This window comes from Amycolatopsis minnesotensis, assembly GCF_039529815.1.
Taxonomy (GTDB): domain Bacteria; phylum Actinomycetota; class Actinomycetes; order Mycobacteriales; family Pseudonocardiaceae; genus Amycolatopsis; species Amycolatopsis minnesotensis.
The window spans coordinates 40,068-51,540 of sequence record NZ_BAAANN010000050.1 but is presented as its reverse complement, the minus strand read 5'-3'; the positions used below and the strand labels follow the sequence as shown (position 1 = coordinate 51,540).

The following is an 11,473-nucleotide window of genomic DNA, read 5'->3' as shown; positions in this document are numbered from 1 at the left end:
CGCGGCGTCAGATTCCCTCAAGGCGCCCTTCACAGCATGCACTGGGACTTCGCCGTTCACGTCTCATTCTCATCTCCGCGCTGGCGCCCCAAAAAAAAGGGCCTTCATAGGCGTGAATGCCACGGAAGCGGCCTCCACGGACCCGCTCTGCTCCGGGCGCATACCCCGAACGGGCCCTTGAGGGAATCTGACGCCGCGAAGGGCACCTTCAGGGCATCAGCATCACCATGCCGCACGCCGCGAGGGACGAGATCGCGGCGTCAGCTTCCCCGAAGGCGACCTTCACGGACCAAGCCCCCGGGCGGCTCCACACATCCGCCACCCACCTCACCAGAATCAACGCGCACACATCATCACTGCGACCTTCGGGGCACTCAGTGCCCTCAAGGCCACCTTCGGGGCAAAGGTAGCGCGCCCCCTCGGTCGAGAAGGCCGCCGGTCACTTGGTGGCGAGCGCGAGGGCGTCCACGAGCGCGGAGCCGCCCTCCGCGATAGCGCTGACGGCCGCGCTGGCCGTGTTGCTCCAGAACTTCGCGCGCCTGAGACCTCCCACGGTTACCGAGCGGGCCAGAAACGGCGCCACGCATCGGCTTCCAGGGTCGCCGGGTCGAGCCCGGCCGCCCGCGCGGCGTCTTCGGCCGCCCGCACCTCACCCGCGAACTTCTTCGCGACGGCGCGCAGTTCGCCCTCCGGGTCCACCCCGCCCCGCCGAGCGCTCGCGGCGATCCGGAAGAGCTGCACGGCGGGTTCGGTCCCCGCCGGGAACAGGTCCAGCGGGATGCCCGCCCGGCCACTGCGCTGCCCGAGCTTCCCGGCGAGCGCGATCGCGGGCTGACCGAGGGCGACACCGTCCACAATGGACTTACGGCGTTTTTCGGCCTGCTTCAGCTCTTCCCACTTCAGTTCCTGGTGCGCCGCGGTCCGCACCGCGTCGCCGCTGCCGAACACGTGCGGATGCCTGCCGACGAGCTTGTCGACGAGATCGCGCGCCACCTCGTCGATGCCGAACGGCTCCTCACCGTGTTCGGCCGCGACCCTGGCGTGGAACAGCACCTGCAGCAGCACGTCACCGAGTTCCTCGCGCAGCGCGACGCGATCGTTTTCCTCGATGGCTTCGAGCAGTTCGTAGGTTTCCTCGACGAGGTACTGCCGCAGCGAGTCGTGCGTCTGCACCGCGTCCCACGGGCAGCCGCCCGGCGCGCGCAGCACGTCCATCACCTCCGCCGCCCGCACCAGCGGCGGCACCTCGGACTTGAAGACGCGCGCGCCCTCCCGCGCGAGCGCGGCGGCACCGGGGTCGTCGCCGCGCGCGGCGATCAGCGCGACGGTCCGCTGCCGCGCTTGCGCGAGCAGCTCACCAGGCTCCGGCGCTGGTTTGCAGTCGAGCGCCGCGCGAATGGTCTCGGGCAGGTCGGGCGCCGCGTACACCTCGGCGGCGCGCAGCCACGGCCACGCGCCGACCGGCAACGCGCCCCCGGAGACCAGTACGACGACGCCGTTGGTCACGAGCTGCTGGACTTCGGGGTCAGCACCTTGCCGGCGACCGCCGCCTCGTCGGCAGGGCCCGCCTGCATGTTCACCGTGTCCCACTGGCCGTAGCGCGGGTTGAGGTTGATGCCGGTGGCCAGCGCCGTCGGCCGCAGGAGGTACTTGCTGTACTGGATGAGCTGGTCCGGCTGGAACTTCGTCGGGTCGAGATCGGGCGGGAGCGCCACCAGGTCCCGCTTCTTGATCACGATCACCTGGTACGGACCACCGGCGGCCTGCTCGGACTGCTGGGACTGCTGCGCGTTCGACGGCGTGAACAGCACCGAGCCGGGCTCCGCGAACAACGCGAGCGACTGCGGGGTGTTGTTGCTGACGGCCTCGTTCAGCGACGGCGGCTCGCCGCCCGCGGCCGCCTGCTGCATGAGCGCCGTGGCCTGCTGCGGCTCGCGGGCGATCCGGTCGGCGAGGTCGCGCGCCTTCGCCGGGTCCTGGAGCTGCACCCTGTCGACGGTCAGGCTGACCCTGCCGATGTACTTCGCGCTCAGTTCGGCCAGCAGCATGCGGTGCCGCGCGGCCTCCTGCGGCGCGAACGCCTTGTCCACCGACTGCTCGACCCCGGCGGCCGGATCGTCGGAGCCCTGGGTCTGCGCCGACTCCGGTGACGGCAGGTACTTGTCGAGGTTGCGCTCGTCGACGCGCAGCCCTTCGCCCTGTGCCGCCTTGTCCACCAGCTTGTACAGCACCTCGCGGCTCACGATCGCGCGCGAGACGAGGTCCAGCTTGCGCTGCTGCTGGAGCTGCTGGACGAACTTGTCGGACTTGATCAACGTGTCGAGCTTGGTCTGCACGCCGTCGAGCGAGATGGACTGACCGTCGACGATCGCGGCGGCGCCCACCTGGCTCGGCCCGCCACCGCACGCGGCGAGCAGCAGGGAGGAAGCAGCGACAGCCACCAGCGCGCCAGAGCGCCTCATGATCCGCATCACAGGTCCAAGCCTCTCACAGCCCCCGCCGCCGGACGCAACACCCGGTGTCTCAAGAGATCCAGGACTGGCTCGTCACCGGCGTGCCCACGTCGACGCTCCTCGGTCAGGTCCAGCCCGCACCGCTGGGTCATCACCGGGTACCCGGTGTACGGGCTCGCCGACGCCGTGCTCAGGCAGAAGTTCCCCGTGGTGGCGGCGTCCGCCGATCGGCCGCAGCACCCATTTCTGGTGCTGGTTCGCGGCGCTGCACGGCCGCAGGTACACCCCCGGACACGTAGTCGATGTAGTCGACGGTGGCGCACTGCCGCGAACCCGCGTTCTATCGGGGGCAAGGTGCGCGGTCCGCTGCGCATGCCCCACTGCGGCCTTCGGAGCATCCGATCCCCCAAAGTCACAGTGATGTGTGCGCGTCGGTTCCGGTGAGGTGGGTGGCGGATGCGTGGAGCCGTCGGGGCCTTGGTCCGTGAAGGGCGCCTTCGGGGAAGCTGACGCCGCGATCTCGCCCCTCACGGCGTGCGGCGTGGTGGTGCTGATGCCCTGAAGGTGCCCTTCGCGGCGTCAGATTCCCTCAAGGGCACCTTCAGGGCATGCGCAGCGGACCTCACCTCGGCCTCTATAGGAGCATCCTTCACGGCATCGACGAGGGAAGACAGCCGTCCGAAAAAACTTCGAGGGGCTTGTCCACGCCGGGTGGTCCCGTTCGTAGTGATGTTGTTAGCACCACCGACCGAGACAAAGCGGAGGATTCCGGCCATGAAGTACATGCTCCTGATCACCAGCGCCCCGATCGACTCCGAGCAGACGGGCAGCCAGTGCACCGTCGAGGACTGGCAGGTCTACGACAAGGAGGTCAAGGACGCCGGGATCTTCGTGACCGGGCATTCCCTCGCCGACCTCACCACCGCGACCACGGTCCGCGTCGGCCCCGGCGGCGAGCGGTCCATCACGACCGACGGGCCGTTCGCCGAGACCCGCGAGGTGCTCGGCGGCTACTACGTGATCGACGTGCCCGATCTCGACGTCGCACTCGACTGGGCGGCCCGCTGCCCCGGCTCGCGCGACGGCGGGTCGATCGTGGTGCGCCCGATCGCCGACTTCGACTGACCGGGCGAAGGACGTGGACGAGCACGTCGCGGTCTCGGTGGAGGCGGTCTTCCGCGAGGAGCGGGGAAGGCTGCTGGCGTCCTTGGTGCGCCACTTCGGTGACCTCGATCTCGCCGAGGAGGTCACCTCGGACGCGATCGAAGCGGCCGTGGCGCGCTGGCCGGTCGACGGCATTCCGCCCAAGCCCGGCGCGTGGCTGCTCACCACGGCCCGCCGCCGCGCCGTCGACAAGCTGCGCAGGGACAAGGCGTACGCCGCGAAGCTGGCGTTGCTCCAGGTGGACGCCGAGCGGGCCGCACCGGCCGCGATGGCAGGGGACGAGCTGCCGGACGACCGGCTCCAGCTCTTCTTCACCTGTGCGCATCCCGCACTGCCCGCCGAGGACCGCACGGCGTTGACGCTGCGCTGTCTCGCCGGGCTGACCACCCCCGAGGTCGCGCGGGCGTTCCTGGTGCCCGCCGCGACGATGGCGAAGCGGATCGTCCGCGCCAAGAAGAAGATCAAGGAAGCCAGGATCCCGTTCCGCGTGCCCGGCGCGGACGAGCTGCCGCACCGCCTCCCCGGCGTGCTGCAGGTGCTCTACTCGATCTTCACCGAGGGGTACGCGGCCACGCGCCTCGACCTCGCGGAGGAGGCGATCAGGCTGACGCGGATCCTGCACCGGCTGCTGCCGCGCGAACGCGAGGTCACCGGCCTGCTCGCGCTCGTGCTGCTGGTGCACGCCCGCCGCGAAGCCCGCACCGAAAACGGCGAACTGGTCCTGCTCGGCGACCAGGACCGCGGGCGCTGGGACCGCACGATGATCGAAGAGGGCCTGGCACTCGTGCCGATCGCGCTCACCGGCACGCCGGGCCCGTACGGCGTGCAGGCCGCGATCGCCGCGCTGCACGACGAGGCCGCCGACGTGGCGACCACCGACTGGCCGCAGATCGTCGCGCTCTACGACGTCCTGCGCGCGCTCATCCCGTCGCCGGTCGTCGAGCTGAACCGGGCGGCGGCGATCGCCCTGCGCGACGGCCCGCCCGCCGGGCTGGCACTGCTCGACGACCTCGACGAGCCGCGCCTGCGCGAATACCACCCGTACCACGCCGCGCGCGCGGACCTGCTTTCCCGGCTCGGCCGCCACCCCGAGGCGGCCGACGCCTACCGGCGAGCGCTCGAACTCGCCGGCACCGAACCCGAACGCGAGTACCTGCGCCGCAGGCTCGCCACCGAACAGGAGCACCGATCATGACCGACATCGACAAGGCCACCATCCTGAGCTGGCTCAAGGCCGAACGCCTCAGTGTCGCGGACCTGCTCGACGACCTCAGCGACACCGAATGGGAAACGCGCTCGCTCTGTCCGGAGTGGACGATCGGGCAAGTCGCCGCGCACATCACCACGTCCACACGCGACACTCTGTTCGGGACGATCCGCGACGTCATCAAGGCGCGCGGGAGCTGGGACCGGATGAACGCGACCGTCGCCATCGAGCGCGCCGCCAAGTTCTCGCGGACGGAGCTGATCGAGCAGATCCGCGAGACCGCCGGGTCCGCCCGCCGGGCGCCGGGCGCCGCGGTGATCGACCCGCTGGTGGACATGCTCGTGCACGGCCAGGACATCGCCCGTCCGCTCGGCCGCGCCAGGACCATGCCGATGCCGCAGACCGTCGCGGCACTCGCGCACGTCGTGAAGAGCCCGTTCTACGGCGCGCGCAAGCGTTTCCGCGACATCAAGCTGGTCACCACCGACGCCGACTGGACCTCGGGCACCGGTGAGGCGGAGATCCGCGGCAGCGCCGGGGACCTGCTGCTGATCGCGACCGGCCGGACCGCCGGGCTCGCGGGCATCACGGGTTCCGGCGCCGAGCGGGTGGCGGCCGCGCTGTGAACGACCGCCTCGCCCGCGCCTGGACCGACGCCGCCGACGGCTACGACGCCTACTTCGTCCCGCGGTTCGCCCCGTGGGTCGACGACGCGGTGCACGCGGTGCACGATCTCCCCGACGGCCCGATCCTGGTGCCCTGCTGCGGCACTTTTCCCGAACTGGAAGGACTTTCGGCGCGGTTCCCCGGCCGCGAACTCGTGGGCATCGACCTCTCGGCAGGCATGGTCCGGCTGGCGAGGGAGCGCGCGGCAGGGCGGGCGAACGTGACCGTCATCGAAGACGACGCGGCCTCATTGGATCCACAGTGGACGGACAACTGCGCCGCGGTGGTGTCGGTGTTCGGGCTCCAGCAGCTTCCCGAACCCGCCGCCGCCATCCGGTGCTGGTTCGGGGCGTTGCGGCCGGGTGGGCGGCTTTCGGTGGTGTACTGGCCCGGACTGGTCGAAGAGGACGGACCGTTCGCCCGCATGGCCGGGCTCGTGCGCGCCCGCGTTGGCGCGTCCCGCCGCGACTGGGAGGAGGCGCTCGTGCCCGCGCTCGACGGCGCGCGGATCGATCGCGACGATTTCCCCGGCCACGCCATGTCCCACGCCGACGCGACCGCGTTCTTCGACGCCTACACCCGGTCCGGCCCGCTGCGCGCACTCGCGAGCGCGCACGGCGAAGCGTTCGTGACGGACCTCCGGCACGAGTTCCTGCGCGACGCACCGTCCGGCGAATGGACGCACCGGCCGCGCGCCAGGCACCTCGTCGCCACCCGCTGACGGTCGTTTCACCAGCTCCGCCGCCACATCTCCGAACCCGTCCGTTCGATGAGTTAGCATGCTAGCATTCTAACAAGCGAGCAAGTGGTGGACGGAGGACGTGGTGGGCAAGTGGCGCGGTAATCCCTGGGTGGTGCTGCTGACCCTCAGCATGGGGTTCTTCATGACCCTGCTGGACCTGACGGCGGTCAACGTCGCCATCCCCAGCATGATCGACACTCTGCACGCGTCGCTCGACGAGATGCTGTGGGTGATCAACATCTACGTCCTCGCACTGGCCGCGCTGCTGATCATCGCGGGCAGGCTGGGCGACGCGCGCGGGCCGCGCACGATGTTCATCGGCGGCGTCGCGCTGTTCACGCTGGCGTCCGTGCTGTGCGCGCTGGCGCAGGACCCCGCCCAGCTCATCGGCGCGAGGGTGCTGCAGGGCCTGGGCGCGGCGGCGCTGATGCCGCAGACGATGACGATCATCATCGGCACCTTCCCCGCCGAACGCCGCGGCACGGCGCTCGGGGTCTGGGGCGCGGTCGCGGGGGTGGCCACGATCGCCGGGCCGACGGTCGGCGGCCTGCTGGTCAGCAGCGTCGGCTGGCGGTGGATCTTCCTCGTGAACGTGCCCATCGGCGTGCTCGTGCTCGCGATGGCCGTCACGCTCGTGCCCGATATCCGGCACAGCGCCCGCCGCAAACTGGACCTGGCGGGCGCCGCGCTCGTCGGCGTGGCGTTGTGCTGCTTGGCTTTCGCGCTCACCGAGGGCGAACGGTACGGGTGGAACGCCCTGATCTGGGCGCTGCTCGGCGCGGCAGCGGTGCTGCTCGCGACTTTCCTGCTGCACCAACGTTTCCGGCAGGGCCGCGAACCGCTGCTGCCGTTCGCGCTGTTCCGCGACCGCAACTACGCGGTGATGAGCTTCGTGTCCGCGACCGTGCAGGTCGGGATGATCGGCCTGTTCCTGCCGGTGATGCTGTACTTCCAGTCGGTGCTGGGCTACAGCGCGATCATGGCGGGGCTGGTGATGGCGCCCGCGATGGTGCTCTCGGCGGTGCTGTCGCCGGTGGCGGGGCGGATCGCGGACCGGGTCGGCGGCAAGTACGTCCTGATGACCGGGCTGGCGCTGTTCGCGGCCGGGCTGGCGTGGCTCGCGCTGGTCATCGCCGTCGGCCGCGCGTGGTGGGAGTTCCAGGCCCCGCTCCTGGTGGCCGGGTTCGGGATCGGTTGCCTGTTCGGCCCGATGATCACGGTCGCGATGTACGGCGTGGAGCCGAAAATGGCCGGTGCCGCGTCCGGTGTGCTGAACACGATCCGGCAGATCGGCACGGTTCTCGGCAGCGCGGCGGTCGGCGCGGTACTGCAAACGCAGCTCGCCGGTGCACCCTTGGCCGACGCGGTGGGGCCGACGCTCGCGCTGCCCATCACCGTCCTCGCGATCGGCGCGGTGTCGTGCTTTCTGGTGCGGCACCAGCGATCCGAGCCGTCTCCCACCCGTGTGGCGCACGGATGATGCCTCTCCAGAGGTGAAGGCGAGGTCCGGAGTGCATGCCCCGAAGGGGCCCTTGAGGGAATCAGACGCCGCAAAGGGCCCCTTCAGGGCATCAGCGCCACCGTGCCGCCCGCCGCGAAGGACGAGATCGCGGCGTCAGATTCCCCGAAGGCGACCTTCACGGCATGCACTGGGACTTCGCCGCTCGCCTCTCTCTCGCTTCCGCGCTGGCGCCCCGAAAGAGGGCCTTCATCGACATGCATGCCGCGGGTGTGGCCTTCACGGAGCCGCTCTGCTCCGGGGCACATGCCCCGAAGGGGCCCATGAGGGAATCAGACGCCGCAAAGGGCCCCTTCAGGGCATCAGCGCCACGTGCCGTATGCGGCGAGGGGCGAGATCGCGGCATCAGATTCCCTCAAGGCGACCTTCACAGCATGCACTGAGACTTCGCCACTCACGTCTCTCGCTTCCGCGCTGGCGCCCCGAAAGAGGGCCTTCATCGACGTGCATACTGCGGATGTGGCCTTCACGGACCCGCTCTGCTCCGGGGCACATGCCCCGAAGGGGCCCATGAGGGAATCAGACGCCGCAAAGGGCCCCTTCAGGGCATCAGCGCCGCCGTGCCGCGCGCTGTGAGGGGCGAGATCGCGGCATCAGATTCCCTCAAGGCGACCTTCACAGCATGCACTGAGACTTCGCCACTCGCCTCTCTCACTTCCGCGCTGACGCCCCGAAAGAGGGCCTTCATCGACGTGCATGCCGCGGATGTGGCCTTCACGGACCCGCTCTGCTCCGGGGCACATGCCCCGAAGGGGCCCATGAGGGAATCAGACGCCGCAAAGGGCCCCTTCAGGGCATCAGCGCCACCGTGCCGCGCGCTGTGAGGGGCGAGATCGCGGCATCAGATTCCCCGAAGGTGCCTTTCAGGGACCATGCGGCTGGCCTCCGGTGGACCCGCGCCTCGCTCCCACCTCACCGGAATCGACGCGCGCATCAGCACTGCGACCTTCGGGCGTGCGGCTCCGGCGCCGGGTCAGCCGAGGTGGGTCAGGAGGGAGCGCCACTGCGCGGCGGGGAAGTCGAGGGTGCCTCCGGATCGGTTCTTGGTGTCGCGCACCAGGACGGCCCGCTGACCTCGCCCCACCTCGACACAGTCGCTACCGCCGGTGCTGTAGCTGCTGGTCCGCCAACCGACCTCGATACAGTCGCCGTTGGTGGTGCTGTAACTGCTCTTGCGCCAGGTGATGAGGTCAGTCATCCCGCTCTCCCGATGAGTAGAGTTCGACCGCCAAGTTGGCAATGAACTCCTTCGATTGTCCCTCATCGAGAGCCTTGTCGGCCAGGCCGGACAAGATCCGCCGGTAGGCGGCTATCTCAACATCTTCCTCAAGGAACAAACATGATGTCTCACTGTCCAGGTACACCACTGGCTTGAAATCGCGGAACTCCATCAGCTTGAACTGTCCAGCGACGCCGGGATGCCCGCCGATTGCCGTAGGGACAATCCTCAGGCTCAGGTTAGGCCGCACGGCCAGCCGCAGAAGCTGGTGCAACTGGTCTGACATCACGTCAGCGCCACCGACAGGAAGCCGCAGCGCGAACTCGTGAACGAAGAAGGTGAAGTGCACGAGCGGGCGGCGGCTGAGCAAGGCTTGGCGAGCAAGCCGCGCCGCAACTCGGTCATTGATTTCACCCGCTGGCGCGTTTCCCGTCTCGTCGATCAGCGCACGCGCGTAGTCCGCGTTCTGAAGCAGTCCAGGGATCACGATCGTTTGGAAATCCCAGATCACCACGGCTTTGTCTTCGTGTTCGACAAGTGTCACTAGCTGTTTCGGCAGGCGTGAGCCGTGCTTCTGGAGCCAGCCGGGGGTGTCCGCCTCGCGGCACAGGGCAAGCAGGCGGGCCTTCTCCTCCGCCGTCGCGCCGCAGACCGCCAGCACCTCGACGACGTCCATCTCCGAGCCGCCGCGTTTGCCGTTCAGCAGGCGCGAAACCCGGCCCTCGGACCACTTCAGCTTGTGCGCAAGCTGCTTGCCGGTGAAGTCCGCGCCCTGCATGGCGGCGCGCAGGCCGTCGCCGAGTTCGCGTCTGCGGATCGTCGGCTCGCGATCATCCATGGGATCGAAGGTAACCCGGCCGGTGCAGGAAAGGGAGAATTGTCCCTCGAAAAGGGGCGTGCGTGCGCACGGGACAACCGGTTACCTAGAATGCGGAGGTAACCATGACCACGCTTTCCCCCGCCGTCGCCGAAGCCTACAAGCTGTTGCGGATGCAGATCTACGAACTCATCGACAGTGCCGAGTTCCTCGCACTGAAAGACGTCTGGTCCGAGGACGACCACGAGTCGCTGCGGCAGCTCATCCCGGATCTACTGCAGGTGATCCGCGCCGTGTGGCACCGGCACGAGCCGAACTGGACCGGGACCTGCCGGTTCTGCCTTCGCGAATGGCCGTGCGCCACCGCACGGCTCATCCATCGCGAGGTCATCGATCCCGAAAACTATTTCATCCGCATTCACGAGAACGAAGTATGATTCTTCCGGAGTTACCGATTCGCACCACGGTCAGCACGTCTTACTCTCCGATCTTTTCGTGGATCCAGTCGGCGATGACGTCCACGCGCGAGGTCCGCTCCGGTCCCGCGTGCGGGCAGGTCGGGCCGCCGCTTTCGAGCGACACGAGCCGGCTGTCGTCCGGCTGCTGCTCGAAGTAGGGCGCACCGGAGTCGGTGGGGCAGGCGCTGGTGTCCGGCTTCGGCCAGTACCCGGTGACGTTCGCGACGACGTCCTGCACGTCGTGCACCTTGACGATGCCGAGCCTCAGGTGCTTGGCGGGCCCGGTCGCGTCGGGGGTTTCCTGGCCCCAGCCCGCCAGCACCAGGGTTTCGTCCTTGCGCGGACCGGCCTCGCGCAGCGGGATCGGCTTGATGTCGTCGATCGGCTGGTCCAGCTTGGCGATCGAGACGTCGTTCTTCGGCGACTGCTGGACCTCCACGACGGATCGCTCGGCGCCCTTGCCGGTGTCGGCGTCGTCGACGCGGCCGATGATCGCCTTCGTCTTGTACGGGACCGGGCCGCTGACCGGTTTGCGGTTGACGTCGTGGAAGCAGTGCCCGGCGGTGATCACCCACTGCCGGTCGATGAGGGCGCCCGAGCACGCGCTGTCGTACTTCGAGCCGTCCGGCTTGGGGATGTCGGTCATCAGGAACTTGACCGCGAACGGGAAGATGCCGTCGTTGACCTGCACGCCGTTGGCCACCGCGCCGGCGGGCTGCGCCGCGACGACGCCGATCCCGATGGCCGCGAGGGCGACCGCCCCGGCCACCACCTTCGAAGTCGTGCGCCGCGCCATCTCGAAACCTCCACCTGGTTCTTCGCGTCTGAGTCGGAAACTATCCGACCACCACCGATCGACCGGGACAACATTTCCGCGGCCACGAGGGACAAAAGTCCGGCCAGGCTAGGCAGGACAGGCAATCGACAACGAATTCCCTGTCGAGGGGTAGCGATTCGGTGACCCGGAGTGGACATCCTGGCGCCAGGAATGAACCGCCGCCAGACGACCGGCGACGGCTCGTTCACCCCGGTGGCACCGGTCCGCTCAGCGATGGGCGGACGGAACACCGGCGACCGGTACGCCCGGCGCATCGGCGGGCACACCGGTTCGTACCGGCTTGGTCGGCGCACCCGCAGGAACACCAGTCCGCACGGGCTTGGTCGGCGCACCCGCGGGAATACCCTTGACGGGCAACGTGGGCAGCACACCCGGCACACCCGCGGGAAC

General features: G+C 69.2%; 12 protein-coding genes. 7 read left to right on the top strand and 5 right to left on the bottom strand.

Annotation, left to right across the window (positions count from 1 at the left end):
- Window positions 1–555: 555 nt before the first annotated feature.
- Together ABD256_RS39390 and ABD256_RS39385 are read right to left on the bottom strand one after the other, a co-directional pair.
- Entirely contained in the window at window positions 556–1,506 is a 951-nt protein-coding gene (locus ABD256_RS39390; protein ID WP_344430645.1) for a nucleoside triphosphate pyrophosphohydrolase, read from the bottom strand.
- Window positions 1,503–2,462, bottom strand: coding sequence for a hypothetical protein (locus ABD256_RS39385; protein WP_344430643.1), 960 nt, complete (start codon window positions 2,460–2,462; stop codon window positions 1,503–1,505). Before ABD256_RS39385 ends, ABD256_RS39390 begins: the two co-directional genes overlap by 4 nt.
- A gap of 765 nt (window positions 2,463–3,227) precedes the next feature.
- On the opposite strand from ABD256_RS39385, the gene ABD256_RS39380 reads away from it, so the two are divergent.
- From ABD256_RS39380 to ABD256_RS39360, 5 genes are all read left to right on the top strand, one after another.
- Window positions 3,228–3,578 (top strand): YciI family protein, encoded by a 351-nt coding sequence (locus tag ABD256_RS39380; RefSeq protein WP_344430641.1) that lies wholly within the window; start codon window positions 3,228–3,230, stop codon window positions 3,576–3,578.
- 13 nt (window positions 3,579–3,591) lie between these two features.
- Window positions 3,592–4,812: an RNA polymerase sigma factor gene (locus ABD256_RS39375; RefSeq protein ID WP_344430639.1), complete on the top strand. Its 1,221-nt coding sequence runs from the start codon at window positions 3,592–3,594 to the stop codon at window positions 4,810–4,812.
- A complete protein-coding gene (locus ABD256_RS39370) occupies window positions 4,809–5,450 on the top strand; it encodes a maleylpyruvate isomerase family mycothiol-dependent enzyme (RefSeq protein ID WP_344430637.1) in 642 nt (213 codons plus the stop codon). Before ABD256_RS39375 ends, ABD256_RS39370 begins: the two co-directional genes overlap by 4 nt.
- Entirely contained in the window at window positions 5,447–6,211 is a 765-nt protein-coding gene (locus ABD256_RS39365) for a class I SAM-dependent methyltransferase (protein WP_344430636.1), read from the top strand. The genes ABD256_RS39370 and ABD256_RS39365 overlap by 4 nt, the downstream gene beginning before the upstream one ends.
- 103 nt (window positions 6,212–6,314) lie before the next feature.
- Complete coding sequence (locus tag ABD256_RS39360) at window positions 6,315–7,712, top strand: DHA2 family efflux MFS transporter permease subunit (RefSeq protein ID WP_344430634.1); 1,398 nt, start codon at window positions 6,315–6,317, stop codon at window positions 7,710–7,712.
- A gap of 1,012 nt (window positions 7,713–8,724) precedes the next feature.
- On the opposite strand, the gene ABD256_RS39355 is transcribed toward ABD256_RS39360, so the two are convergent.
- Complete coding sequence (locus tag ABD256_RS39355; RefSeq protein ID WP_344430633.1) at window positions 8,725–8,949, bottom strand: DUF397 domain-containing protein; 225 nt, start codon at window positions 8,947–8,949, stop codon at window positions 8,725–8,727.
- Window positions 8,942–9,808: a helix-turn-helix domain-containing protein gene (locus ABD256_RS39350; protein ID WP_344430631.1), complete on the bottom strand. Its 867-nt coding sequence runs from the start codon at window positions 9,806–9,808 to the stop codon at window positions 8,942–8,944. Before ABD256_RS39350 ends, ABD256_RS39355 begins: the two co-directional genes overlap by 8 nt.
- A 104-nt stretch (window positions 9,809–9,912) precedes the next feature.
- Between ABD256_RS39350 and ABD256_RS39345 the strand changes: the two genes are divergently transcribed.
- On the top strand, window positions 9,913–10,224 hold the full coding sequence (locus ABD256_RS39345) for a hypothetical protein (protein WP_344430630.1): 312 nt from the start codon (window positions 9,913–9,915) through the stop codon (window positions 10,222–10,224).
- 40 nt (window positions 10,225–10,264) lie between these two features.
- On the opposite strand, the gene ABD256_RS39340 is transcribed toward ABD256_RS39345, so the two are convergent.
- Window positions 10,265–11,041 carry a S1 family peptidase gene (locus ABD256_RS39340; protein ID WP_344430629.1) on the bottom strand — a complete coding sequence of 259 codons (777 nt, stop codon included), beginning with the start codon at window positions 11,039–11,041 and terminating at the stop codon, window positions 10,265–10,267.
- A 192-nt stretch (window positions 11,042–11,233) separates the two neighbouring features.
- Here ABD256_RS39340 and ABD256_RS39335 point away from each other — a divergent pair.
- On the top strand, window positions 11,234–11,473 hold a 240-nt coding region (locus ABD256_RS39335; RefSeq protein WP_344430627.1), incomplete at its 3' end, for a hypothetical protein.